The organism is Xenorhabdus bharatensis, assembly GCF_037996705.1.
Taxonomy (GTDB): domain Bacteria; phylum Pseudomonadota; class Gammaproteobacteria; order Enterobacterales; family Enterobacteriaceae; genus Xenorhabdus; species Xenorhabdus bharatensis.
This window is the reverse complement of record NZ_JBBMXG010000010.1, coordinates 71300-95822: the sequence shown is the minus strand read 5'-3', so window position 1 is coordinate 95822 and position 24523 is coordinate 71300. Positions and strand designations below refer to the sequence as shown.

At 44.1% G+C, this 24523-nt stretch carries 25 protein-coding genes; 21 read left to right on the top strand and 4 right to left on the bottom strand.

All coding sequences use genetic code 11. The features are described 5' to 3' along the window. Nucleotides 1–34 precede the first annotated feature (34 nt). Genes AAC855_RS11300 through AAC855_RS11245 form a run of 12 tightly spaced genes read left to right on the top strand, consistent with a single transcriptional unit; the run spans nucleotide 35 to nucleotide 11531 of the window. Nucleotides 35–586, top strand: coding sequence for a COG4648 family protein (locus AAC855_RS11300; RefSeq protein WP_340609803.1), 552 nt, complete (start codon nucleotides 35–37; stop codon nucleotides 584–586). After that, nucleotides 583–1950, top strand: coding sequence for a class I adenylate-forming enzyme family protein (locus tag AAC855_RS11295; protein WP_340609682.1), 1368 nt, complete (start codon nucleotides 583–585; stop codon nucleotides 1948–1950). Before AAC855_RS11300 ends, AAC855_RS11295 begins: the two co-directional genes overlap by 4 nt. Next, the gene (locus AAC855_RS11290; RefSeq protein ID WP_340609680.1) at nucleotides 1937–2296 is read left to right on the top strand and encodes an ApeI family dehydratase; all 360 of its coding nucleotides are present in this window, start codon (nucleotides 1937–1939) and stop codon (nucleotides 2294–2296) included. Before AAC855_RS11295 ends, AAC855_RS11290 begins: the two co-directional genes overlap by 14 nt. Next, nucleotides 2287–4014 carry a glycosyltransferase family 2 protein gene (locus AAC855_RS11285; RefSeq protein ID WP_340609679.1) on the top strand — a complete coding sequence of 576 codons (1728 nt, stop codon included), beginning with the start codon at nucleotides 2287–2289 and terminating at the stop codon, nucleotides 4012–4014. The genes AAC855_RS11290 and AAC855_RS11285 overlap by 10 nt, the downstream gene beginning before the upstream one ends. Before the next feature lie 3 nt (nucleotides 4015–4017). Beyond that, nucleotides 4018–4440: an acyl-CoA thioesterase gene (locus tag AAC855_RS11280; protein ID WP_340609678.1), complete on the top strand. Its 423-nt coding sequence runs from the start codon at nucleotides 4018–4020 to the stop codon at nucleotides 4438–4440. After that, nucleotides 4437–5060: a LolA family protein gene (locus AAC855_RS11275; RefSeq protein WP_340609677.1), complete on the top strand. Its 624-nt coding sequence runs from the start codon at nucleotides 4437–4439 to the stop codon at nucleotides 5058–5060. Before AAC855_RS11280 ends, AAC855_RS11275 begins: the two co-directional genes overlap by 4 nt. Next, nucleotides 5032–7356 carry an MMPL family transporter gene (locus AAC855_RS11270; protein ID WP_340609676.1) on the top strand — a complete coding sequence of 775 codons (2325 nt, stop codon included), beginning with the start codon at nucleotides 5032–5034 and terminating at the stop codon, nucleotides 7354–7356. The genes AAC855_RS11275 and AAC855_RS11270 overlap by 29 nt, the downstream gene beginning before the upstream one ends. Next, nucleotides 7353–7916 carry a DUF3261 domain-containing protein gene (locus tag AAC855_RS11265; RefSeq protein ID WP_228858800.1) on the top strand — a complete coding sequence of 188 codons (564 nt, stop codon included), beginning with the start codon at nucleotides 7353–7355 and terminating at the stop codon, nucleotides 7914–7916. The genes AAC855_RS11270 and AAC855_RS11265 overlap by 4 nt, the downstream gene beginning before the upstream one ends. 3 nt (nucleotides 7917–7919) lie before the next feature. Then, on the top strand, nucleotides 7920–9086 hold the full coding sequence (locus AAC855_RS11260; protein ID WP_340609675.1) for a beta-ketoacyl-[acyl-carrier-protein] synthase family protein: 1167 nt from the start codon (nucleotides 7920–7922) through the stop codon (nucleotides 9084–9086). Then, on the top strand, nucleotides 9086–9580 hold the full coding sequence (locus tag AAC855_RS11255; protein ID WP_340609674.1) for a hotdog family protein: 495 nt from the start codon (nucleotides 9086–9088) through the stop codon (nucleotides 9578–9580). Before AAC855_RS11260 ends, AAC855_RS11255 begins: the two co-directional genes overlap by 1 nt. Beyond that, nucleotides 9577–10308: a 3-ketoacyl-ACP reductase FabG2 gene (locus AAC855_RS11250; RefSeq protein ID WP_340609801.1), complete on the top strand. Its 732-nt coding sequence runs from the start codon at nucleotides 9577–9579 to the stop codon at nucleotides 10306–10308. Before AAC855_RS11255 ends, AAC855_RS11250 begins: the two co-directional genes overlap by 4 nt. Then, nucleotides 10305–11531: a beta-ketoacyl-ACP synthase gene (locus AAC855_RS11245; RefSeq protein WP_340609673.1), complete on the top strand. Its 1227-nt coding sequence runs from the start codon at nucleotides 10305–10307 to the stop codon at nucleotides 11529–11531. The genes AAC855_RS11250 and AAC855_RS11245 overlap by 4 nt, the downstream gene beginning before the upstream one ends. Nucleotides 11532–11628: 97 nt before the next feature. On the opposite strand, the gene AAC855_RS11240 is transcribed toward AAC855_RS11245, so the two are convergent. Further along, nucleotides 11629–12447 carry an HNH endonuclease gene (locus AAC855_RS11240; protein WP_340609672.1) on the bottom strand — a complete coding sequence of 273 codons (819 nt, stop codon included), beginning with the start codon at nucleotides 12445–12447 and terminating at the stop codon, nucleotides 11629–11631. A gap of 472 nt (nucleotides 12448–12919) precedes the next feature. On the opposite strand from AAC855_RS11240, the gene AAC855_RS11235 reads away from it, so the two are divergent. From AAC855_RS11235 to AAC855_RS11225, 3 genes are all read left to right on the top strand, one after another. Next, a complete protein-coding gene (locus AAC855_RS11235; protein WP_340609670.1) occupies nucleotides 12920–14104 on the top strand; it encodes an MFS transporter in 1185 nt (394 codons plus the stop codon). An 18-nt stretch (nucleotides 14105–14122) separates the two neighbouring features. Next, complete coding sequence (locus tag AAC855_RS11230; RefSeq protein ID WP_340609669.1) at nucleotides 14123–14554, top strand: acetyltransferase; 432 nt, start codon at nucleotides 14123–14125, stop codon at nucleotides 14552–14554. A 460-nt stretch (nucleotides 14555–15014) separates the two neighbouring features. Further along, nucleotides 15015–15959 (top strand): VirK/YbjX family protein, encoded by a 945-nt coding sequence (locus tag AAC855_RS11225; protein WP_340609668.1) that lies wholly within the window; start codon nucleotides 15015–15017, stop codon nucleotides 15957–15959. Between the two features lie 36 nt (nucleotides 15960–15995). On the opposite strand, the gene AAC855_RS11220 is transcribed toward AAC855_RS11225, so the two are convergent. Continuing rightward, entirely contained in the window at nucleotides 15996–16592 is a 597-nt protein-coding gene (locus tag AAC855_RS11220) for a GNAT family N-acetyltransferase (protein ID WP_340609800.1), read from the bottom strand. 378 nt (nucleotides 16593–16970) lie between these two features. On the opposite strand from AAC855_RS11220, the gene AAC855_RS11215 reads away from it, so the two are divergent. Further along, complete coding sequence (locus AAC855_RS11215) at nucleotides 16971–18992, top strand: oxidoreductase (RefSeq protein ID WP_340609667.1); 2022 nt, start codon at nucleotides 16971–16973, stop codon at nucleotides 18990–18992. 89 nt (nucleotides 18993–19081) lie between these two features. On the opposite strand, the gene sstT is transcribed toward AAC855_RS11215, so the two are convergent. After that, nucleotides 19082–20326, bottom strand: coding sequence for a serine/threonine transporter SstT (gene sstT / locus AAC855_RS11210; RefSeq protein ID WP_340609665.1), 1245 nt, complete (start codon nucleotides 20324–20326; stop codon nucleotides 19082–19084). Nucleotides 20327–21008: 682 nt separating this feature from the next. Between sstT and AAC855_RS11205 the strand changes: the two genes are divergently transcribed. The 5 genes from AAC855_RS11205 to AAC855_RS11185 all read left to right on the top strand — a co-directional run bounded on the left by AAC855_RS11205 (nucleotide 21009) and on the right by AAC855_RS11185 (nucleotide 23451). Next, nucleotides 21009–21677, top strand: coding sequence for a DedA family protein (locus AAC855_RS11205; RefSeq protein WP_340609664.1), 669 nt, complete (start codon nucleotides 21009–21011; stop codon nucleotides 21675–21677). Between the two features lie 190 nt (nucleotides 21678–21867). Then, a complete protein-coding gene (locus AAC855_RS11200; RefSeq protein ID WP_340609662.1) occupies nucleotides 21868–22173 on the top strand; it encodes an ElaB/YgaM/YqjD family protein in 306 nt (101 codons plus the stop codon). A gap of 1 nt (nucleotide 22174) precedes the next feature. Continuing rightward, complete coding sequence (locus tag AAC855_RS11195; protein ID WP_340609661.1) at nucleotides 22175–22573, top strand: phage holin family protein; 399 nt, start codon at nucleotides 22175–22177, stop codon at nucleotides 22571–22573. Next, nucleotides 22566–22859, top strand: a complete 294-nt coding sequence (locus tag AAC855_RS11190; protein WP_340609660.1) for a YqjK-like family protein — start codon at nucleotides 22566–22568, stop codon at nucleotides 22857–22859. The genes AAC855_RS11195 and AAC855_RS11190 overlap by 8 nt, the downstream gene beginning before the upstream one ends. Before the next feature lie 196 nt (nucleotides 22860–23055). Then, nucleotides 23056–23451, top strand: a complete 396-nt coding sequence (locus AAC855_RS11185; RefSeq protein ID WP_340609659.1) for a DoxX family protein — start codon at nucleotides 23056–23058, stop codon at nucleotides 23449–23451. Between the two features lie 67 nt (nucleotides 23452–23518). On the opposite strand, the gene AAC855_RS11180 is transcribed toward AAC855_RS11185, so the two are convergent. Then, entirely contained in the window at nucleotides 23519–24409 is an 891-nt protein-coding gene (locus AAC855_RS11180) for a LysR family transcriptional regulator (protein WP_340609657.1), read from the bottom strand. Nucleotides 24410–24523 lie beyond the last annotated feature (114 nt).

Genomic DNA, 24523 nt, shown 5'->3' with positions numbered 1-24523 from the left:
ATTGACTTTATTGTTTGGCATTGCCAATACCGTAATGTTAATCGCTTGGCCATTTTTGGTATGGGCGATGGTCAGCTATGGGCAATTTAATATCGTATTGCCCGTTATCATCCTGTTTTTTGTTTTACGCTTATTACTAAGTCGTAAAACCATAGGCAGAAAAAAAACGGATAAGCTGCAAAACATAAATTGGAATACTGGCTGGATACTGTCAATTGCCGGAATTTCACTGGGTTTGGCCAGTTTTATCCTGCGTGATCACCAGCTTTTGATGTACTACCCAGTCGTCGTTAATATCGTTTTACTTACCCTTTTTGGCGGTTCGCTGTACTACGGGCCTCCTGTTGTGGAAAGGCTGGCCCGGCTCAAAGAACCGAATTTGCCTCCTGAGGGTATCGTCTATACGCGCAGAGTGACTTACATCTGGTGCCTATTTTTTATTTTAAATGGCACAGCCGCTCTCGGTACTTGCCTGTATAACGATATGACACTATGGACACTATGGAATGGCATGATCAGTTACCTGCTAATTGGGCTGCTTATCGTTATTGAATGGCTGGTACGCCAACGTGTGAAAAAGAGATGAAAACCTTTCCTGTATCCCAATGGTTATCAGCAGGTAATGGCTCTGACAGAGTCATTACCTGGGGCAATCACTGTATCAGACTGAGTACACTCCGGCAGGATGTTACGGTACTCTGTCATCGCCTGAAAAACCATACTGCATCTCGCTGGGCATTATGCTTTGATGACAGTTATTATTTCTGTGTTGCCTTGCTGGCTACTCTGCATGCCGGAAAAACACCGGTCATTCCAGGACACTGCCGTGAAGCACAGCTACAGGAACAACAATCCAGCTTTGATGGTGTACTGACCGATCTATCCCTAAAATTATCTTGCCCATGCTGGCAAATTTTTTCGCCTCAGCAAGGCAATATTATCTCTGAAACAACGTTACCTGATATATCCCCGGATGCAATACTGGTCATGTTCACTTCTGGATCCAGCGGAATACCTAAACAAGTCATCAAACCCGTGACTGTGATGGATCTCGAAACCCAATGGCTAGCTTCTTTATGGCTGGACAGACTGCAATCCTGTGTTATCCGCGCATCAGTCAGCCACCAGCATTTGTATGGTTTAACTTTCCGAATCTGGTTACCAATGTCTGTTGCTTTACCATTCGAGCGTAAAATGGTGGAATTTCCTGAACAGTTAACCCAGTGTCCACAAGCACCTTTGACACGTTACGCTTTGATCAGTAGTCCAGCATTTCTACAACGATTAGATGATACCCTTCCTGCCCCAAACTGCTCTTTCGTCGTTTCAGCCGGAGGGCCACTAAATTTTGCTGATGCAGAGCGGGTCACACAATGGCTCAAGACCACCCCAAATGAAATTTATGGCAGTACCGAAACAGGCATTATAGCCTGGCGAGCTCGCCGGGAAGAACATGCAGTCTGGAAAACATTCGCTGGCGTCTCTTTCCGGCAGGATAAGGAAAATAACTTACGCGTTTACTCCCCCCTGCTTTCTGCTACAGATGGAATAGTTCTGGATGATCGACTGCTATTTGATGAAAAGGGGAGTTTCTCACTTCAGGGGCGTCGAGATCGCTTAGTTAAGATCGAAGAAAAACGCATTTCTCTGTCTGAAATTGAACACCGTTTATGTGCAATCGATGGGATTATCGATGCTGCAGCACTGATCATCAATCGAGGGAAACGCAGCTATATTGGAGCTGTCCTTGTTTTAGATGATGAAGCATTTCAGTACTATCGCCAACAAGGTAGTGGGAAGTGTTCACAGAGTTGGCGCCGTCAGCTCATGCCCTGGCTGGAACCTGTTGCGCTACCTCGCTACTGGCGAGTAACCACTGCTATTCCCCTGAATGCCCAAAGTAAACGCTCATGGCCTGAGTTACAGGAACTATTTAATGAAACCCACTGAAACCCATATTGAGCAACCAGCTCCAAACGAGGCCATTATTCGCCTGTATTTAGATACTGACCTGAATTGGTTTCGCGGTCACTTTTCCGTTCAGCCACTTTTACCCGGTGTCGCTCAGATCGATTGGGTTATGCATTATGCACAGACTCTGCTGGCTCCGGGCTGGGATTGCGCTTCTGTTGAGATGGTGAAATTTCAGTTACCTCTGCAACCCAAAGATAATCTGCGCTTAAAAATTCACTGGGAAGAAACCAAGCATCGGCTTACTTTTCAGTATGATGTGGAATCTTCTGATAGTGGCGAGTACAAAACGGCAAGTCAGGGAAAAATCAAATTATGTCGTTGAGCACAAACACGATTACACCATGCGTGGTTATACCCTGCTATAACCATGGGGCAACGATGTCCGCTGTCTTGGCACAGCTATCCCACTATCAGCTTCACTGCTTTATCGTTGATGATGGCAGCGACATAACTACACAGCATTGCCTCGAAAATCTGGCCACGGTAACACCCAATGTTACTCTAATCCGCCTTGAACAAAATCAGGGAAAAGGTGGTGCTGTGATGGCTGGAATGCGGGCAGCAGCAAACGCTGGCTATAGTCACGCTCTACAAGTTGACGCAGATGGTCAGCACTGCCTTGAGGATATTCCGCTTTTTTTATCCAAAGCTCAGCAATATCCGGATCGTATGATTTCCGGCCTGCCACAATATGACGCCTCAGTGCCCAAATCTCGGCTTTACGGGCGTTATATAACACATTTCTGGGTCTGGATAGAAACCCTTTCTCTTTCCATTAAAGACAGCATGTGCGGCTTTCGGATTTATCCATTGGTTCCCACACTTAATTTGCTGACAAAAAAGAGTATCGGACGCAGGATGGACTTTGATATTGAAATTATGGTCCGCCTGTACTGGCAGGGTACGGAAAGTGAATTTGTCCCGACACAAGTGACTTATCCCGAAAATGGGCTATCCCATTTTCATGCTTTACGCGACAACCTCAGTATTTCTTGGATGCATACCCGTCTGTTTTTTGCCATGTTGCCACGATTTCCTGCTTTATTATGGCGTAAGCGTTCTTTATTTAGCCACTGGTGGGGTAATCGACGTCATTGGTCTGCTATTAAAGAGCGTAAGGGTTTAGCTGGCATGAAGTTTATGCTGGCAGTTTACCGCAGCCTCGGACGCAAGCCATTTGAATGGTTACTTTATCCAGTCGTCGGTTATTTCTGGGCAACCGGCGGAGTACAACGTCAGGCATCACAGCAATACCTTATCCGTCTGAAACAGACCATGCAGCACAAAAAGATTGCTATTCCTTCCGGGCTTAACAGCTACCGCCATTATTTGCGCTTTGGTGGTGCCATGTTGGATAAAATAGCAAGCTGGCGCGGTGATCTGAAATGGGGCAAAGATATCGAGTTTTCTGATGGTGCAGAAGATATTCTTTTAGGTGGCGATTCTCGCGGAAAACTGTTGCTGGTTTCTCATCTGGGCGATATCGAAGTTTGCCGGGCACTGGCTCAGCATGCCGGACAGCGGACAATTAATGCTCTGGTGTTTACTGAACATGCCCAGCGTTTTAAGCAAATCATTGAAGAAGTCTCACCACAGGCGGGTATTAATTTATTGCCAGTGACCGATATAGGCGCAGATACCGCTATTTTGCTGAAAGAAAAAATTGAAGCCGGGGAATGGGTAGCCATTGTCGGTGATCGCATCGCCGTTAATCCATCCCGTATCAGTACGCATAGAGTCATCTGGAGCCCTTTTCTTGGCGATTCAGCACCTTTTCCCCAAGGGCCGTTTATTCTGGCATCCGTATTACGCTGCCCGGTTTTGCTGATGTTTGCTCTCAGGCAAAATCACCGGTTCAGAATTTATTGTGAACCTTTCGCCGATCCTTTGGAACTTCCCCGTAAACAGAGAGAACAGGCATTACAGCAGGCGGTTGATCATTATGCCTCTCGCCTCGAGCATTATGCTCTGTTATCTCCGCTTGATTGGTTTAACTTTTTCGATTTTTGGCAATTACCTACAAATAAAGCCAAGGAGTAAGGAATGCTGACAGCGCCCCGTTTTAGCAGCGAGGTTGAATTAACCGTACCCTTCCATGACACCGACCCGATGGGCGTAGTCTGGCACGGTAATTATTTTCGTTATTTTGAAATTGCTCGTGAAGCACTGATGGAACAGCTCAATTATGGCTACCGTGAAATGATCGCATCAGGCTATGTCTGGCCGGTTGTTGATGCAAAAATTAAATATCGTCGCCCAATAGAATTCGGTCAGAAAATACGTGTACAAGCCACCATCAAAGAGTTTGAAAACCGTCTAAAGCTGGTTTATCAAATTTTTGATGCTGAAAGCGGCAGCAAAACAACAACGGGTTACACCATTCAGGTGGCAGTTGCAGAGAAAACTCAGGAAATGTCCTTTGTCAGCCCGAATATTCTGTTTGAACGAATGGGAGTCAAACCATGAGAAAGTTCTGGTTGGCAATACTTCTATTATCTATTAATAGCCTAGCTATCAATAACTGTGCTCATGCCGTCACGCTTGAAGAACTGCAACAACGCTTCTCTACACAACCTGTAGTACGGGCTGAGTTCACTCAAGAGCGCCATATTCAGGGTATGCCTCAACCACTAAATTCCAGCGGTGAAATGCTGGTCGCTCAGTATAAAGGGCTTTGGTGGCATCAGCAAAAACCTTTTCCTCTCACCTTAGTGCTGGATGACAACCGCATGGTTCAGGCTATCGTAGGGCAAGCACCTCAGGTTATTACTGCGGATTCAAATCCTCAAATGTTTCAGTTCAACCACCTGATGCGTGCTCTATTTCAGGCAGATCGGGCTGTATTGGAAGAAAATTTTAAAATTGAGTTCAAAGAACTTGGACAGGAAACATGGCAACTGGAACTCACACCAAAGACATCCCCTTTGGATAAACTGTTCACCATCATTACCCTAAAAGGCAAAGACAATCTCAATTCGATTCTGTTGCTCGATAAACAAGGTGATCGCACTGAACTCTTTTTTTCCAAACACCGTTTAACACCAGAGATGCTGAGTAATGAAGAAGAGCAACACTTCAAATTTTAATCCGCGTCTGCTGGCACTATTTTGGCTGTTGATATGCACTCTTCTCGTGGTTTCATCAGCGATCCTACTACCACAATCGCGTCTGTCCACCAGCGTGCTGGCACTCCTACCTGCACAAAGCGCCGGAGATATGCCGCCGGCATTAAAAGATGAATTTATGCAGCGGCTTGATCGCCAGTTGGTGTGGATGGTCAGCCCTGGAACGGAAGATAATTCAGCACCAGCTGAGTATTGGCAGGAACAGCTGGAAAAAAAACCGTTTTTGGCTCATGTCAAAGGACCGATAAATGCAGAGCAACAACAAGAATGGGGTACTTTTTACTACAAGCACCGTAATGCCATGCTTGATCCTACGACCCGTGACCGGCTGAAATCAGAGGGGATTCAACAGGCAAACTGGATTTTGTCTCAGGTCTATTCAACTTTCTCAGGTGTCAGTGGGCAAGAACTCAGCAATGACCCACTGATGTTGGTCAGGGGATCACAGCTGGCTCTTCAGCAGACATCCAGTCGGTTACGGCTACAGCATGGCTGGCTAACAGCCAAAGACGGTACAGGAAGGATCTGGTATCTGCTCCATGCTGAACTGAATGGCTCTTCGTTTGATATGCAGCAGGCACATCAGGCTGTCACTGAACTGGGTAAGCTGGAGCAATCATTGGAAGCTCGTTTCCCTGATGCAAAAGTGATCTCAAGGGGAACTCTGTTTTACAGTGATTATGCCAGTCAGCAGGCAAAACATGATATTTCCACACTGGGCAGTGCAACCGTACTGGGTGTGCTACTGCTGATTTACGGTGTGTTTCGTTCCCTTAAGCCGCTGCTGTTGTGTATTCTTTCCATCAGTATGGGTGCATTGGCTGGCACAGTTGTGACACTGGGTATATTCGGTGAACTTCACTTTATGACACTGGTTATGAGCATCAGTATCATCGGTATTTCTGCTGATTATGCGATTTATTATCTGACCGAGCGTATGGTTCACGGGCAGGAAGTTAATCCGTGGCAAAGTATGCGCAAAGTATTATCTGCTCTGCTGATGGCACTGGCAACAACCGTCATTGCTTATTTAATCATGATGTTTGCTCCCTTCCCCGGTTTACGTCAGCTCGCTGTATTTGCTGCTGCGGGCTTAACCGCTTCTTGCCTGACAGTGATCTGCTGGTATCCCATACTGGCTAAGAATCTGCCCGTTCGCCCAATCCCGGCGATGATTATGCTAATGCGCTGGCTGGCATTGTGGCGACGTAACAAATTGTTTTACATCGGGCTGCCTGTCACTCTGACTCTATTTGCTCTAATCGGTATTTCTCGTTTACACATCAATGATGATATCGCTCAGCTACAAGCGCTACCTCAGGATATTCACCAACAGGAAAAACGTATCGCCGAACTAACCGGACAAAGGAGTGATCAGAAATGGTTTGTTGTTTATGGCGATAATGCAGAACAGACACTACAACGTCTGGAAAATTTTATCCCCCTACTGGAGTTGGAAAAACAGCGAGGTACGTTCGAAAACTATCAACGGCTGCCGTTATCTTCTCTTGCTCAGCAGCAGAAAGATCTGAAGCTACTCAAAGCTGCTGTTCCAAATATCATGGCACGTCTGACAGAAACAGGGCTGCCGGTAAAACAGCCGGATTTACACCCAATGACTGTCATGCCTGATGACTGGCTCAACAGTGTGGTCAGCGAGGGCTGGCGCCTGATGTGGATTACGTTGCCAAATGGCCAGAGTGGGATTCTGCTTCCGGTAACAGGTGTGAAAGACAGTATCCTTATGCGTCAGTTAGCCGAGAAACAAACCGGTATCAGTTGGGTCGATCGCAAACTGGCATTCGATGAGATGTTCCAGTTTTATCGCACCATACTCGGCTGGCTGCTGGTGGGTTCTATTATCTTAATCGGAGTCAGTTACATGATCAGGCTTGGCCTGCGTTGTGGTGCGGTCAGTATCCTGCCATCTCTGTTATCACTCGGTTGCGCACTGGCTGTTCTCGGCTTCAGCGGCTACAGTCTCAATCTATTCTCAATACTGGCACTAGTACTAGTTCTGGGGATCGGTATTAACTATACCCTGTTTTTCAGCAATCCTCGTGGTACACCACTGACTTCGCTACTGGCAATCACCGTTGCAATGTGCACGTCACTGCTCACTCTGGGCATGCTTGTATTCAGCAGTACTCAAGCAATCAGTAGTTTTGGTATTGTATTATGTAGCGGAATTTTCACGGCGTTTCTACTTTCACCACTAGCAATGCCTGAACGTCCCAAAAGGAACAAAAAAGCATGATGCGATTATTTATCCTGCCACTGGTATGTCTGCTGGCAGCCTGTACTAATTTGCCGGAAAATGGCTCTCCCAGAGCATGGCTGAAACCGGGTGTGCGTGTCTCACTTCCTGCACCGGGTATCACACCAGCCATCAATGAACAGCAATTATTGACCGCAACAGTGAAAGGCAAACAGCAGTCATTAATTGTTCTGCTAAACGCTAGTGAAGACCAGTTATCACTAGCTGGCTTATCATCACTGGGCATTCGTCTGTTCAAACTGACTTATGACCATAATGGCATCCATGCGGAACAATCTCTGGTACTACCGGAAATTCCGCCTGCCAGTCAGGTTTTGGCCGATATCATGCTCAGTTACTGGCCGGTTTCTTCATGGCTTCCACTCCTGCCCGAAGGATGGACGTTACAGGACACGGATAACATCAGACAATTGCATGATAATAAAGGTCATTTAATTACTGAAATTCAATATGATACCCAAAATGGCAGACGGTATCCGGTACACGTCCGGCAGTTTATTTTTGGTTATGACATCGCCATTCAGCATTTAGAAGAGTAAAACATGATTTATATTTCTGCCGTAGGCATGCTAAATGCCTTGGGTAATAATGTAGATGACATTGCACTGAATCTGGTTTCCGGGCACGCTCCCGGCATGTATGAACGTTCAGGTTGGTTACAACCTGATAAAACCTGCTGTCTGGGAGGCGTTGATACTGAATTGCCTGCTATTCCCTCGTATTTGCACCAGCATAATAGCCGCAACAATCGGCTATTACTGGCTGCCTTAATGCAGATAAAACCCCAAGTGGATAAAGCCATAGCACAATATGGACGGGAGCGGGTCGCAGTCATTATGGGAACAAGTACTTCCGGCCTGAACGAAGGAGATACTCATGTTAACCGAGCAGTTAATCAACAATCCGATGAATCCTATCACTATTATCAGCAGGAACTAGGCGATCCTTCCCGATTTATTGCCAATTACCTTGAATTGGCAGGACCGGCTTTTACCATTTCCACTGCCTGCTCATCCAGTTCACGGGCGATTATCAGTGGTCAGCGTCTAATTGAAATGGATATGGTAGATGTGGCCATTGTGGGCGGTGCGGATACCCTTAGCCGTATGCCGATTAACGGCTTCAATAGCCTTGAGGCTCTCTCGGAAACATTATGCGAGCCATTTTGCCAAGATCGTCAGGGCATCACTATCGGCGAAGCGTCTACCCTATTACTGCTGACACGGGAACCTCACTCTGTAGCACTACTTGGTGCTGGGGAATCTAGTGATGCTTGGCATATGTCAGCCCCTCATCCTGAAGGAAAGGGAGCTACAGAAGCCATCAATATGGCATTGAGCAATGCACGACTCTCCCCACAAGAGATTGGCTATATCAACCTTCACGGAACTGGGACAAAACTCAATGACCAGATGGAATCGCTGATTATCAATCAGATCTTTGGTGAGAAAGTACCATGCAGTTCAACCAAGCATTTGACAGGCCACACCCTCGGTGCCGCAGGAGCCTGTGAAGCCGGTTTATGCTGGCTATTGCTGAACCAAAAATTACCATTACCAGCACAGGATTTCTCCCGCTCAGGCATAGATACTTCGTTGGCAAGTTGTGGCCTTCTGACACAACCTGTACCGTTAGAAAAACCTGTTGTCATGTCCAACTCCTTTGCTTTTGGCGGAAATAACACCAGCCTGATTCTAGGAGCTGTATAATGTCTGACTACTCACCCACTCACCCTTATTTACCTGTTCATCACTATATCCCCCACGAAACTCCGATGGTGCTATTGGAAAAGGTTATTAGTGTCTCCAGTGAAAGCGTGCATTGTCAGGTAACAGTTAACCATGAAGGTGTACTGGCACCTTTCCTTAACACAGAAAAGAACCTGCCAAACTGGTTTGCTATTGAAATGATGGCACAAACTGTCGGAGTTTGGTCTGGCTGGCATCGCAAAGAACGGCAGGAAGAGGATTCATCTCTGGGTATGCTGCTTGGCGGTAGGGCAGTGCGCAATCAGGTTTCAGCGTTCACATACGGTAGTATTCTGGATATTCGAATGAACCTGTTATTGCAGGATGAAAAATTCGGTAGCTTTGAAGGTGAAGTTAGCTGTAACGGTACCGTACTGGTAACAGGCCGACTGAATACCTACCAACCAGAAAAAGAAGAACTTAAACAATTATTTAAACGGGATGGAGCAGTATAATGCGTTCAGTTTTAGTTACTGGTGCCAGCAAAGGGATCGGTAGAGCAATTGCCTGCCAATTAGCAACAGATGGATTCACCATTATTGTTCATTATCACCGCGATGTGAAAGGCGCGGAAGAAACGCTGGAACAGATTCAGGCTAATGGTGGCAATGGACGGATATTAAATTTTGATATCTCAAACCGAAGTGCCTGCCGTACAACGTTAGAAAAAGATATCGAAGTACACGGAGCTTACTACGGCATTGTTTGTAATGCTGGTATCGCTAAAGATGCTGCATTCCCAATGCTTGACGGAAGTGACTGGGATAGTGTTATTCATACTAATCTGGATGGTTTTTACAATGTGATACATCCCTGTGTGATGCCAATGATTGGACTGCGTCAGGGTGGTCGTATTATCACGTTGTCATCCGTCTCCGGTTTGATGGGGAACCGTGGACAAGTCAACTATAGTGCTGCTAAGGCTGGTATTATCGGTGCAACTAAAGCGCTTGCAATCGAACTAGCAAAACGAAAAATCACCGTGAATTGCATTGCACCAGGATTGATCAATACCGATATGATCCAAATTGAAGAAATCGCTTTAAAAGAAGCTATGAATATGATCCCGATGAAACGCATGGGACAGGCAGATGAAGTTGCTGGGCTTGCAAGCTATTTAATGTCTGATATTGCAGGCTACGTCACCCGTCAGGTAATTTCGGTCAACGGAGGAATGCTATGACCCGCAGAGTAGTCATCACAGGAATGGGGGGGATCACCGCTTTGGGGCACGACTGGCAATCGGTCTCCTCTGGGTTAAAATCCGGCGTGAATGCAGTTCAGCAAATGCCAGAATGGGCAGAATATGATGGGCTTAATACTCATCTCGGCGCCCCCGTTACTGATTTTACTTTGCCTGATCACTATACCCGCAAGCGTATCCGCTCTATGGGACGTGTTTCACTGATGTCCACTCGGGCAACTGAGCTGGCACTTGAAATGGCAGGGCTAATTGGCGATCCCATCCTGACAAATGGTGAAACCGGTATTGCTTATGGTTCTTCAACAGGCAGTACTAAACCCGTCAGTGAATTCGCCACCATGCTGACCGAAAAACACACCAATAATATTACCGGTACAACTTATGTGCAGATGATGCCTCATACTACTGCGGTCAACACCGGTCTGTTTTTCGGGCTACGTGGCAGAGTCATTCCAACCTCAAGTGCCTGTACCTCTGGCAGTCAGGCCATCGGATATGCATGGGAAGCCATTCGTAATGGTTATCAAACCGTAATGGTTGCTGGTGGTGCAGAAGAATTGTGTCCATCAGAAGCCGCTGTATTTGATACCTTATTCGCCACCAGCCAGAAAAACAGCGAACCAAAAACAACACCTTCCCCATTTGATGCTAATCGTGACGGTCTGGTGATTGGCGAAGGCGCAGGGACCCTTATTCTCGAAGATCTGGAACATGCCCGAGCTCGTGGTGCAAAAATTTACGGTGAAATTATCGGGTTTGCCACTAACTGTGATGCCTCTCATATCACCCAGCCAAAATCAGAAACAATGCAAATTTGTATGGAAATGGCGCTAAAATCAGCCGGGCTTCAACCTGCAGATATTGGTTATATCAGCGCTCACGGTACAGCAACTGAGCGTGGTGATATCGCGGAAAGTCAGGCCACTGCCAACATCTTTGGTAACAGAACGCCGATCTCCTCACTGAAAAGCTATTTCGGTCACACATTGGGTGCCTGTGGTGCTCTGGAAGCATGGCTCAGTATTGAAATGATGAATGAAGGCTGGTTCGCACCGACCATCAACCTGAATGAAGTTGATCCGGATTGCGGAGAACTGGATTACATTATACACCAGCCGCGTTTAATCCAGACTGAGTTTATCCAAAGCAATAACTTTGCTTTCGGCGGGATTAATACTTCATTGGTAATCAAACGTTGGTAATGATTTGAATGGAAAAACAAGAAGTCGAATTGAAGTTAAAATGATACTTCTTGTTTTTATCCCAAACAGGCTAAAACACAAAATATAGAGCGCAATACTACAGCTCAATGACTCTTTGACGAAGGAGTTCCTTATCTTTATCCGCATCAACAATATGCATCTTCTTATGGCAATTTGGGCACAATGCAACCGTGTTCTCTATCGTGTCTAACCCCCCTTTTGAAAGCCATTCAATATGATGAGTTTCTAAATAGGGCTCTCCTTGTAAATTACAAAACGGTGCGGGAACTAAACAAAGCTGACAAATGCCTTTAGCTATACGTTTGGCATATTCAGAAACATATGCATTACGTTCATATCGAATCGACATCTGAGTAGAACGTCCTGAGATTCTGCGGGCACTTTTAGCTCGTCGTTTAAGCTCATCTGAACCAAGTTTTTTTGCCTTACGTATTTTATGTTCATAGATAGAGCAAATGTCATCTTTTGAGACAATACGCGTTCCTGTTACTAATTTAATCGGAAACACATAAACGAAGCGCTCATTTCCTTCGATATCTGGTTGTTTCTCGGTGTAGACCTCATCAGCTAACTCAACCTCCCCGACATAAGTGTATTTTTTGTCTTTAAGCACCTCGAACAAGTGAACTTTTACACCATTAGATTTAGACTCAAAAAGAGTCTTATTCTGGCTGAATTTCAAGCTTTGATCACCCTTAGACCCCATACCGGTGTAATGGAGAATATTCCCGTCCCATCTATCCTCATAAATAGACTTTATGTGATTGGAAACGAGTATTAAGGCGTTTTTTCTATGTGATCGGCGCATGCCACCTTGTGGGCCACAACAAAAAATCTCACAAATTTGTTTATTATTGAATTCATCACCTGACTTAAGTGCGTTGATTTTTTTCATTGGGTTATCTCATGACATTTTCAGCCAAATTTAAGCGCTATAAAATCGGCATAGCATATACCGCATAGTAATTTTAATGATCTCTTATAATAATTAGCCTAATAATTTTAATACTAAACTCATGGTTATCCAAACTCCAGTAAATCATTTAAAAACAATCATTTAAATTTAATTGCATTCAAAACCTGATATGAACTATTAGATTTCAACTACAATAAATGCGAATAATTATCCTTTCATTATTTTCCCTGTCTTCATAAATCTTTTCATTCATCAGTATCAGTTTTTCTCATTGTATCTATTTGATAGAAAGGGCTATAGTCCGCACAACTCAAGACTCTTGAGCAAATTATCACTGCTTGAATCACTACGACATATCCTTGTCCTTGGTATATGTCGTTATTGCCATTCGGCAAGATCCTGATGAGAAGCAGCGCATACCTGACTGATTTTTTATGTGGAGACGACAGTAGTGAAACTGCTGCGCAAGAATGACAGTGCATTTGTACCTGTTGCGGGCTTGACTGTGTTTGCGATTGCTTCTGGTTACCTGATGAGCTTAATTCCGTTATCAATGGCGGGGTTCAGCATTGATACAAGCTACGCAAGCTGGTTAGCCAGTTCTTATTACGTTGGTTTATTAATAGGCTCACTCATGATTGAACCTGTTATTGCCAAAATAGGGCACCGTTTTTCATTTGTAAGTTTTTTGCTGCTTTTAGCAGCAACAGTTATGGTATTGCCTTTTTTCCCCAATAAGGAAATGTGGTTGCTTATTCGCTGCATAGCTGGGGTGGCTGTTGCCGGTGTTTTTGTCGTGGTTGAATCCTGGTTACTGATCGGCGATAACCCTAAAGAACGTGCAAAACGTCTGGGTCTTTACATGACATCGCTATATGGTGGTACAACTCTCGGTCAACTGGGCATTGGCTTTATCGGCACGCAGGGCGTGATTCCTTTTGCCGTTATTTTAGCATTATTGCTGATTGCAACACTGCCGCCATTATTTTTACGTCAGGGTCAGCCTCCGGCATTACAGCATCAGCGTCTGTCACTGAAAAAAATTACTCGTTTCAGTAAACCGGCAATTGTCGGCTGTCTGACCTCAGGGATTGTGATGGGGACTATCTATGGCCTGATGCCTTTAGCATTGAGCCAAAGTAAGTTTAATACCGAACAGGTCGGTGTATTAATGGCTGCAATTATTCTGGGTGGAATGGCCATTCAGCCTATTATCAGCAAATTGTCCATTATAGTCAGTAAAACCCTGCTACTGGCCATGGCTTCACTGTTAGGTGTATTTGCTGTCGGTATGACCTACCTTTCTGAAAGTTATATCGTCATGATCGTGGCGCTGGCGCTGTTAGGTATGTCGTCTTTTGCCCTCTACCCACTCGCCATCACACTTGCCTGTGACAAACTGGATTCATCCTATATTGTTGCCGCTACTCAGGTTATGCTGCTAAGTTATAGTATCGGTTCTGCCATGGGTCCATTAGGGGCTGGGAACTTCATGTTTCAACATCATGTGGTTCAACATACCGGAACAATGCAGAATAATGGATTAATGGATTTCTTCTTCCTTGTCTTACTGACTACTGCGGTTTATATGCTATTAGCAGCTATTTGTCGCAAAGATCGTGTACTGGCAAATTAAAAACACGGAGATATTTTAATGCAGATACAGCACGCTACCGAACATGATTTCCCGGCACTTATTCAAATTTGGGAAGCCTCAGTACGCGCCACCCATGATTTTTTACCTTTGGGGATGATCGATGAGCTGCGTCCATTAGTAAATGAATACTTACCCAATCTGAGCGTTTATAAGGTAGTGAACGATCAGAATAACGTGGCAGGGTTTTTGAGTGTCGAGAAAAATCGGGTGGAAATGCTATTTATATCACCAGAGATGCGTGGCAAAGGCGTAGGCAAAATGTTGTTAGAGTTTGCAATCAGTGAATTAAAAATTAATGAGCTGGATGTGAATGAACAGAATCAACAAGGTGTGGGTTTCTACCAACATATGGGGTTTAAAATTTTTTCCCGCTCAGAAACTGATGGGCAAGGGAATCCATTTCCGTTACTTCATATGAAGCTTGCGTAATATCCATTTATCTTATCTGCAAAAAATATATTCACCACCCGGAATAAAAATTAATATTCCGGGTTAACATTTCGGATTAATAGTTTATCAACAGTTATCGTGTTATTTATAGAAAACACCTCATATATTCATTAAATAATAAATATGATCACTCAACATCTATAAAATACAATCTATATTGAAAATACTATAAAAATGAAAATTTATGTAAAAATAACAAAAATAAAGTTAAAGAATTCTCTAAACCCAATATGAGATACTTGGCAGATTCATAGCGACATTATAATGCTCAGATAACCGGTTTTCTAGGGTTCATAGATAACCATCGACTCATCAAAGTAGTAACTTTAGCGAGTAACTATAAATCACCAAAGAGAAAATCTGAAAGATGTTGAGTATATATCCAATAAAAAAGTGGTAGAATAGCCCCACTGCTTTTATTATTTTGGATTTATAACCAATGAAGTATCTACAACAATCTGAAACTAAAACGTATTCAGGCATAAAACTGTTTTCCGATCTTGTCGGAAAACGTATTACACCAGGGCTACACTGGCATTCCTCCAGTAATCGGGCGAAATTTGCTTTACGCAGTTTTTTTACACCTGTTTCTACATTTAAACTATTGGACAGAATTGCCAATACACCTATTTATCAGGATATTTTAAAAAAACAACCCAGTTTACCCTGTAAACCACACCGTCCATATTTGAGTATTAACTTCAAACGAAACCAGATAGTTCATGCAATTAGTGAGCATTATAAAATTTTATTCCAACAGCTTACGCCAACTGTTATTGACAAGATTTTTAATACTGATGCTTATTTACTGGCAACTATTCAGGGAAAAACTGAGTCGTTTAATATATATATAGACTCTTTAGATAATTTAAACAAAGAAGGTGAACTATCTTTATATATGACTACAGAAGAAAATGTCATTCTGGCAAAATGTGCATTTACTTTATTAACACTCAATAACAAGCAAACATTATTTATCGGTGTATTGCAAGGCCCAGCCAAAGGGGATAATTCTCTGGATATTATCCGTCATGCAACAAAAGAGTGCCATGGCTTATTCCCTAAACGTTTATTGATCGAGTCTATTTGTCATTTTGCTGAACAGACCAATTGTGAACAGATCTTAGCCGTCAGCAACGAAACTCATATCTATCGCAGTATCCGTTATTGGCATAAGAAAAAACACCTGATGGTGGCTGACTATAATGCGTTTTGGGAATCTCTGAGCGGCTCCAGAAAAGATAATAATGATTTTCATCTGCCATCAATCATTGAAAGAAAACCACTGGATGAGATCCCCAGCAAAAAACGCTCAGAATATCGTCGCCGTTATCAGTTACTGGATGATTTGGAGAGCCACATTAAAAGTGCTCTCACCAATTAATAATCATCACAAAAAACGGGTTTTCTGATACGACATTCAGCGAGGCTTCGCCATTAACCATGTAAGATGCGTTTTTATGGCAGGCCATTCGCTGAGTATCATACTGTATACGCAAGTATCCCTAATTGTGCCATTTTTTGTCCGTAAATGATTACGCAGAATGCCATCCAGCTTTGCTCCCAAGCGTTCAATTGCTCTGCGACTCTGCTGATTCAGAAAATGAGTGCGTATCTCCACAGCAACACAACCAAGTTTTTCAAACGCGTACTCCAATAACAGATATTTTGCTTCTGTATTAATAGGCGTACGTTGCGCTGATTCAGCATACCAGGTCGAACCAATCTCCAGCCTGGGAAGCGTGTTATCAATATTCATATAGGATGTCATCCCCACTGCCACATTCCTTTGATTATCAATAACAGCAAAAGACAGCATTTTTCCCTGTGCATGCAGGCTCAGACGGCGTTCAATTTCGGCTTTCACACCATCCGGAGCAGGTACATTTGCGTACCACAACTGATGTAATTGACCATCTTCAATAGCGCTGACGAACTCATCATGCCTTTCCTGTGTCAAAGGTATTAAAGTGACATGTTTCCCTGTTAAAGTGACTTGTTCAGTTATGCTTTGCATCATATTGTTATCCTGGAATATTTTCACTTTTTCTTCTACGCACTTTTTTAAAGAAAACCTATAACATGGCTGATTTTACCGACGACAGGGTAACTGAAAAAATAATCATCACCCCAAATAAAAGTTAAATAAATATTAAAGTAATGTGAAGTGATTTTTGTGAGATTTATTCGAAATGAAACTTATTTAACTAAAACCTCAAACCCATTGAGTAAGATGATTTCATGATATCTGTCACAATCAATTAACAAAGTGATTCCAATCAGACTGGAACCGTCTAAATTTGTACCAATCTCATCCGACCACTTAGCAAATCGCTAAGCCATATTGAAAACAATAATAATGTGTGAGTCGTCAAATTATTCGATGGAGACTGTAATGAGCAATTATCCTCACTTATTTACCCCTCTGGATTTAGGCTTTACTACCTTAAAGAACCGCGTCCTGATGGGTTCGATGCATACAGGGCTTGAAGAACACCCTGACGGAACCCGCAGGCTGGCTCAATTTTATGCCGAACGGGCTGCTGGAGGAGTAGCCCTTATTGTCACAGGTGGTATTTCTCCCAATCCACAAGGCGTAGTTTCAGCAGGTGCAAGTGTGCTGAATAGTGAAGATGAGTTACCTCACCATAAGTTCATTACAGATGCAGTACATCAGGCCGGTGGCAAAATTGCGCTCCAGATCCTGCATACCGGGCGTTATAGTTATCAAAAAAAACTTGTTGCGCCTTCTGCTCTTCAGGCTCCGATTAATCCATTTATCCCCAAAGAAATGACTGAAGAGGATATACAACAAACCATCAGTGACTTTGCCCGCTGTGCTCAACTGGCGCAGCAAGCCGGGTATGATGGTGTTGAAATCATGGGTTCAGAAGGCTACCTCATTAATCAGTTTCTGGTTGCCCGTACTAATCATCGGCAGGATCAATGGGGAGGCAGTTTCGAAAACCGCATGCGTTTTGCCATAGAAATTGTCAAAACCGTGCGCGCTATTGTCGGGGAGCAGTTCATCATTATTTACCGCCTTTCCATGCTGGATTTAGTGGAAGAGGGATCTAACTGGCAGGAAATCGAGCAACTGGCTCAGGCTATTGAACAGGCTGGTGCCTCCATCATCAATACCGGTATTGGCTGGCATGAAGCCCGTATCCCGACAATCGCCACAATGGTGCCCAGAGCCGGATTTAGTTGGGTTACTAAGAAACTGATGGGAAAAGTAACAATTCCTTTGATTACGACTAACCGTATCAATGACCCTCATGTTGCAGAGCAGATACTCAGCGAAGGCTGTGCCGATATGGTTTCTATGGCTCGCCCTTTCCTTGCCGATGCGGAATTTATGCTAAAAGCAGAACAAAATCGGGCAGATGAAATCAACACCTGTATTGGCTGTAATCAGGCCTGTCTGGACAGAATATTTGTCGGCAAACTGACTTCATGTCTGGTCAATCCACGCGCCTGCCATGAAACAGAATTTACTGCTGAACCTGTGACTTCTCCCAAAACTATTGCCGTAGTCGGAGCCGGGCCGGCTGGTTTATCCTTTGCCGTCACAGCCGCCAACCGTGGGCATCATGTCACATTATTTGAGCGTGAAAATAAAATTGGTGGGCAATTTAATATTGCTAAGCAGATTCCGGGTAAAGAAGAGTTCCATGAAACACTGCGTTATTTTGAACGTCAACTGGCGCTGAATGGTGTTGACGTCAAACTCAATCACACGGCAACAACAGAACAACTTGCTTCGTTTGATGAAGTCGTCATTGCCAGCGGCATTACACCACGAACACCCGCTATTGATGGCATTCATCATGAAAAAGTCCTGACTTATCTGGATGTGTTAAAGCATAAACGTCATGTCGGACCGCGCGTTGCTATTATCGGTGCCGGTGGGATTGGTTTTGATACGGCGGAGTATCTGAGCCAGAGTGGGCAAAGCAGTAGCCTGAGCAGCCACGCATTCTCTCAGGAATGGGGGATCGACCAGACACTTTCTTACCGAGGCGGCTTACAGCCAGAAGGGGCACGAGTAGAACGTGCACCCCGGAAAATTTATCTATTACAACGCAAAGAGACTAAAGTCGGGGAAGGTCTGGGTAAAACCACGGGCTGGATCCACCGAACCAGTCTGTCGATGCGCGGCATCACGATGCTGAATAATGTGCAATACCTGAAAATTGATGAGCAAGGATTACATATCAGCCGTGAGGGTGAGCAACAATGTCTTGAAGTCGATAATGTGATTATCTGCGCAGGACAGGAGCCGCTGAAAGAACTGTATCAGCCACTACAGGCAATGGGTAAAAACGTACACTTAATTGGTGGAGCCGATGTCGCAGCCGAGCTGGATGCCCGCAGAGCGATCGATCAGGGAACCCGGCTGGCAGTCAAGATTTAGTGCAGAAATGCAGAGGTAATACAAAATAAAGAGCGGATAAAAAAGGGTGACTTAATCCTACAATTTATAGTCACCCTTCCTGTTTATCATTAGCGCCGTGCTAACTCTTCAGGTACCCGTTTGGCATCTTCAGCCTGACAGGCTGCGGCAGTAAACAGTACATCGGTTGAGGAGTTAAGGCCAGTTTCAGCCGAATCCTGCAATACACCGATGATCAGGCCTACCGCAACAACCTGCATGGCGAGTTCATTGGAGATGCCGAACATACTGCACGCCAGAGGGATTAATAATAGTGATCCCCCCGCTACCCCCGATGCTCCACACGCTGCAATTGCTGAAACCACACTCAGCAGTATTGCCGTTGGAATATCAACTGATATACCCAGTGTATTCACCGCCGCCAGTGTCAATACCGTGATAGTCACCGCAGCACCAGCCATATTGATAGTAGCCCCCAATGGAATAGAGACGGAATAGGTATCTTCATCCAGATTCATCCGGCGGCACATTGCCATGTTAACCGGAATATTGGCCGCAGAACTACGGGTAAAGAAAGCGGTCACACCACTTTCACGCAGGCAGTCAAAAACCAGAGGATAAGGGTTGCGACGTATCTTCCAATATACAATTAATGGGTTAACAACCAGTGCCACAATAATCATACAGCTCAGAAGTACAACCAAGAGATGTACATAACCGAGTAATGCCTCGAATCCCGTTGTCGCAATAGTAGAAGCAACCAGACCAAAAATTCCGAGAGGAGCCAAACGAATAACGACACGAACAACCTGAGTCACCGCTTCAGCCAAATCCTGAACTACTGATTTAGTTGATTCCTTCGCGTGACGTAATGCAATTCCTAACCCAATCGACCACGCCAGAATACCAACATAGTTGCCTTTTAATATCGCATCAATCGGGTTAGCAACTACATTGAGCAATACTCCCTTCAAGACTTCAACGATATTATCCGGCGGTGACATTTGGGCATCATTAGTCACCAGTATTAATGTCGAGGGGAATAACATACTGCCGATAACAGCCACAACAGCAGCAAGGAAGGTTCCCATGATATAGAGAACGACAATCGGTCGGATATTAGTTTTCTGGCCTTTTTTATGATTCGCAATAGAAGACATCACCAGAACCCACACCAGAACTGGTGCGACAGCTTTCAAAGCTCCGACAAAAAGAGCCCCTAATAAACCGACTGATTGAGCAACAGAAGGTATTATCCATGCCAGTAATATCCCTGCAATTAATCCAATAATAATTTGAGTGACTAGGCTTCCCTGTACAATATATTGCACAAAGCCTTTTTGTTGTTTTTCCATAGCCTATCCATTTGATATTTTGGCTTAATCAGCCTGTTGGTTTTGTGTTTGCTTTTCCAGTATAGGAAAGTTCGTAGAACTGAAAATAATAATTAATAAAAATATACAACTAACTCAATAAGCGATAACAAAATAGTCACATTTGTGTGATCCATTCTACACATTTCCTATTTCATCAGGCACTCTTGAAATCTCAAAAAGAATAGGTATTGAAATTTATACTTTAAAATCAAATAAATATATGAATAACCTGCTTTGGTGATAGTCACCACAATCGGCATTATCTCCAATATTATTTATGGATTTTTTTTACTATGTGATGATAAAACGAAGTTTTTCTGGCCGGAAAAAGCAGAAATACAGCTATACAACAGGAAAAATCAGAAAACAGGGTTATTTTATAAAAACTTCATAACTGAATTAATTAATTGATATCTCTGGACGATGTTACTTTTATATTCATACAAATGTTCAATTGCTCACCAAAATTTTCTGTTTCACTACTGATGATTTTGTTAGAGTGTCCCTGTCATTTATTCATGCCATTTGAAAGGAGTTTGAAGGCTTATAATTGTCAATCCGTATATAACTTTTTGTATATCATGATTATTTAATAGTAAAAAATCATAAATACACCATAAAAGTAAGATGTAATCCTTAACCCGCGTTTTAGGAACATTTGATGGAAATTGTAACAGACCTTATTTATGCACTTTGGCACCAAGATTACGTAACACTAGCTAACCCTTCATTAGTTTGGGTCATTTACCTTCTGCTATTCACCATCCTGTTTCTGGAAAATGGGGTGTTACCTGCGGCATTTTTGCCCGGCGATAGTTTACTGATATTAGTTGGCGTTCTGGTTGCTCAGGATACAATGGATTTTTCCACGACATTAATTGTTCTTACTGCGGGTGCGAGTCTCGGTTGCTGGGTTGGCTATCTTCAGGGACGCTGGCTGGGGAACACAAAATTAGTTCAGGGATGGCTGTCGCATCTTCCTCCCCATTATCACCAACGTGCCCATAATCTCTTCCATCGTCATGGCTTGTCAGCACTGCTAATCGGCCGTTTCATTGCTTTTGTCAGAACATTATTACCCACTCTGGCAGGCCTTGCCGGGCTGAATAATACACGTTTTCAGGTATTCAATTGGCTCAGCGGTTTCTTATGGGTCATTATTCTGATGACTCTGGGCTATGCTCTCGGTAAAAGTCCCCTATTCCGCGAGTATGAACACTATCTGATGAACTTTCTGGTGCTATTGCCAGTCGGTCTGTTACTTATCGGTTTGATTGGTAGCCTGACGTTTATCTGGCGCAAAAAACGCACAAATAATTCTACTCAATAATTCTCCCTCTTTATTTCCCCTGTAGCATTGCGGATCACCATGTTGCAGGGGGTTGAACGCCAATTCCAGCAATATATTTAGGATTAATCTGTCGCATCATGTGATAATTTTTCACCATCTTGCCTTTAAACTCATTATAAAAACGTCTATGGTAGAAATTCATTCACCGTATATATACGAGGAGAGTTCCATGCCACAGAAAAAAAACTCTGACGAATTACGTGCTGAATTGCAATCCCTCGCGGATACTCTGGAAGACGTTCTCAACAGCTCTGGTGAACAATCCAAAGCAGAACTGGAGAAAATTCGCAATAAAGCAGAGAAAATGTTGAAAGATGCCCGCGCAGTTATCAATGATGCCGGTGATAAACTCACAGGCCAGACTAAAGAAATAGCGGATCGTGCAGATAATTATGTCCGCGATAATCCTTGGACCGGTGTGGGTATCGGCGCAGCAGTAGGTATCGTACTGGGTGTATTACTGGCAAGACGTTAATATGACGCAATTACCCCATTCACAAGGCCCGGGGAGAGGAATATTTAATACCTTACGGCGAGTAGCAACCCTGATTGTCGGCATGGTTGAAACCCGAGTTCAGCTTGCAGCAGTTGAGCTGGAAGAGGGCGCCGCCACGCTGGTTAAATTACTGTTGCTGGTAGGGTTCACGCTGTTATTCGCAGCCCTTGGTATAACATGTTTGTTAATACTGGTTTTTCTGGCCGTTGATCCGGTCTACCAGATTACCATTATCGCTATTGCCGCAGGAACCTTGCTGCTTCTCGCCGTGCTTGGCACGATTTGGATTATCAGAAAATCCCGCCATCTGGCTTTTTTCAATGCCACCCGGGAACAACTCAAAATCGATCGCAATATGTTGGAAGACGACCATGAATAAGTCGCGACGCCTGCAAAGAGAACAACGAAAGCAGACATTACTGCAACAAATCCAGCTACAGCGCCAGTCTCTTTCAGAGCACAGTCAACGATGGCTCACTCTCACCCACACTTACGATCATAGCTGGCAGACGCTTCTCTCTTTCAAGCCTTATTTTGCTGTCGGCAGTGGTATATTACTGCTCTATGGCATCCGCCACCCCAAAAAGCTTTATCGTTGGTCGCTCCGTATGCTTGGGGTCTGGAAACTCATTGATACTGCCCGCAATATCTTCAACAGGCGTTAATATTTTCTACCGGATGATTCTTTTTCAAATCTCTTTACGTATATTGAGGTATTCCTTCAAAAAAATTGCATTAAATTGTTAATATTCCTTACTATCAACCAGCGACACCTCTCCTTAGAATACTCTCCATCAACAAATACCATCAATAAATGATGAGCTTAATTGTACTTTTTAGAACACACGCCTGGAGACGTTCATGAAAAAATTTGAAGATAGTGGTTTATTAGTCGCACGTATTTTAATTTCACTCCTGTTCATTGTTGCAGGCTATGGAAAGTTAGGAAGTGCTTATGCAGGCACACAGGAATACATGGAAGCCATGAACGTGCCCGGAATTTTACTGCCACTTACTATCTTACTTGAACTTGGCGGTGGTCTCGCTGTGCTGTTCGGATTGTTGACCCGCACGACAGCCGTATTTACTTTTATTTTCTGTATCCTGAGTGCACTACTGTTCCACTATGATTTTTCAGACGATATGAACCAGACGATGTTCCTGAAAAACTTCTCCATCGGTGCAGGTTATCTGTTGCTGGCAATGATGGGACCGGGCAAATTCAGTATTGACCGTTTGCTGAAAAAGAACTGGTAATTACCTGCCATAAAACAAAATACCCTCATCCAGCAAAGCCCCTCACTCAGGGGCTTTGTTATCATGGCTATTTGAATAATTTAGGAATTTCCCGCAGGCACCATGCCTTGGCTTCTCCCATCCGGTCACGCCGCCATGCCATAATAATGTTAGTTTCATGGATATATTCCGAACCAACAACCCGCAGACGACCTTCTGCAATATCTTTCTCCACCATTGGATAAGGCATTGTTGCAACCCCCAGACCGGCCAACAACGCCTGCCGTTTATTCTCCAGTGAACTGACCGTTAACCGGGGTTGCTTATCCAGTAGCTGAACGGTCAGCACAGGGCGTTCTCTTGCCGTATCTGCCACCGCTATCCCGCGATATTTAACCCGCGTGGCATCGGATAAAGGTTCGGGTTCATTGTGGATAGGATGATCCACACTAGCAACATAAACATTTTTGATGGAGTAAAGAGGACGTGAATTGATTTCTGCTGATGCCCTGAAATGAAGATCTGGCGCAATCACAATATCGGCATAACCCGTTTCCAGACGTTCCCAAGCACCTGCCAGCACTTCTGTGACTAATGAAAGCTGAGTATTCGATTTATTCGCCAGCTTATCCACAAGGGGAAAGAGTGACTCAACGGGAAATAAGGCTTCACAGACGATAAATAAATGGGTTTCCCAGCCACGGGCAAGCGCCTGTGCATCAGTGGTAAGTTTGTCCGCAGCTTCAAGCAGCACCCTGCCTCTATCGAGCAGCATCCGGCCAACATTGGTGAATTTTGTGCGATGCCCTGAGCGATCGAACAGCACAACATCCAGCTCTTCTTCCAATTTCTGCATGGTATAACTTAATGCAGAAGGCACTCTTCCCAATTCATCCGCTGCGGCCGCAAAACTTCCCCGACGTTCTATTGCATCCATAACCCGCAGGGATTCCAGTGTTAACGCTCGTTCTTTACCCATATATGTCCGTTACCCACAATTTCTCAGTCAGTAAATTTGAATATAGGGAGCAGATTAACTGGCTAACATTTCAACGTCCAGATAATTAAGATTGAGACTAACGGTGTGTGGCAA

Excerpts from the sequence above, each read along its gene's own strand:
- AAC855_RS11200 (WP_340609662.1), top strand. The coding sequence starts at position 21,868 with ATGCCACAGAAAAAAAACTCTGACGAATTACGTGCTGAATTGCAATCC.
- AAC855_RS11230 (WP_340609669.1), top strand. The coding sequence starts at position 14,123 with ATGCAGATACAGCACGCTACCGAACATGATTTCCCGGCACTTATTCAA.
- AAC855_RS11255 (WP_340609674.1), top strand. The coding sequence starts at position 9,086 with ATGTCTGACTACTCACCCACTCACCCTTATTTACCTGTTCATCACTAT.
- AAC855_RS11290 (WP_340609680.1), top strand. The coding sequence starts at position 1,937 with ATGAAACCCACTGAAACCCATATTGAGCAACCAGCTCCAAACGAGGCC.
- AAC855_RS11215 (WP_340609667.1), top strand. The coding sequence starts at position 16,971 with ATGAGCAATTATCCTCACTTATTTACCCCTCTGGATTTAGGCTTTACT.
- AAC855_RS11300 (WP_340609803.1), top strand. The coding sequence starts at position 35 with ATGTTAATCGCTTGGCCATTTTTGGTATGGGCGATGGTCAGCTATGGG.
- AAC855_RS11260 (WP_340609675.1), top strand. The coding sequence starts at position 7,920 with ATGATTTATATTTCTGCCGTAGGCATGCTAAATGCCTTGGGTAATAAT.
- AAC855_RS11240 (WP_340609672.1), bottom strand. The coding sequence starts at position 12,447 with ATGAAAAAAATCAACGCACTTAAGTCAGGTGATGAATTCAATAATAAA.
- AAC855_RS11270 (WP_340609676.1), top strand. The coding sequence starts at position 5,032 with ATGAAGAAGAGCAACACTTCAAATTTTAATCCGCGTCTGCTGGCACTA.
- AAC855_RS11245 (WP_340609673.1), top strand. The coding sequence starts at position 10,305 with ATGACCCGCAGAGTAGTCATCACAGGAATGGGGGGGATCACCGCTTTG.
- sstT (WP_340609665.1), bottom strand. The coding sequence starts at position 20,326 with ATGGAAAAACAACAAAAAGGCTTTGTGCAATATATTGTACAGGGAAGC.
- AAC855_RS11265 (WP_228858800.1), top strand. The coding sequence starts at position 7,353 with ATGATGCGATTATTTATCCTGCCACTGGTATGTCTGCTGGCAGCCTGT.
- AAC855_RS11195 (WP_340609661.1), top strand. The coding sequence starts at position 22,175 with ATGACGCAATTACCCCATTCACAAGGCCCGGGGAGAGGAATATTTAAT.
- AAC855_RS11295 (WP_340609682.1), top strand. The coding sequence starts at position 583 with ATGAAAACCTTTCCTGTATCCCAATGGTTATCAGCAGGTAATGGCTCT.
- AAC855_RS11205 (WP_340609664.1), top strand. The coding sequence starts at position 21,009 with ATGGAAATTGTAACAGACCTTATTTATGCACTTTGGCACCAAGATTAC.
- AAC855_RS11225 (WP_340609668.1), top strand. The coding sequence starts at position 15,015 with ATGAAGTATCTACAACAATCTGAAACTAAAACGTATTCAGGCATAAAA.
- AAC855_RS11220 (WP_340609800.1), bottom strand. The coding sequence starts at position 16,592 with ATGCAAAGCATAACTGAACAAGTCACTTTAACAGGGAAACATGTCACT.
- AAC855_RS11280 (WP_340609678.1), top strand. The coding sequence starts at position 4,018 with ATGCTGACAGCGCCCCGTTTTAGCAGCGAGGTTGAATTAACCGTACCC.
- AAC855_RS11180 (WP_340609657.1), bottom strand. The coding sequence starts at position 24,409 with ATGGGTAAAGAACGAGCGTTAACACTGGAATCCCTGCGGGTTATGGAT.
- AAC855_RS11275 (WP_340609677.1), top strand. The coding sequence starts at position 4,437 with ATGAGAAAGTTCTGGTTGGCAATACTTCTATTATCTATTAATAGCCTA.
- AAC855_RS11285 (WP_340609679.1), top strand. The coding sequence starts at position 2,287 with ATGTCGTTGAGCACAAACACGATTACACCATGCGTGGTTATACCCTGC.
- AAC855_RS11190 (WP_340609660.1), top strand. The coding sequence starts at position 22,566 with ATGAATAAGTCGCGACGCCTGCAAAGAGAACAACGAAAGCAGACATTA.
- AAC855_RS11185 (WP_340609659.1), top strand. The coding sequence starts at position 23,056 with ATGAAAAAATTTGAAGATAGTGGTTTATTAGTCGCACGTATTTTAATT.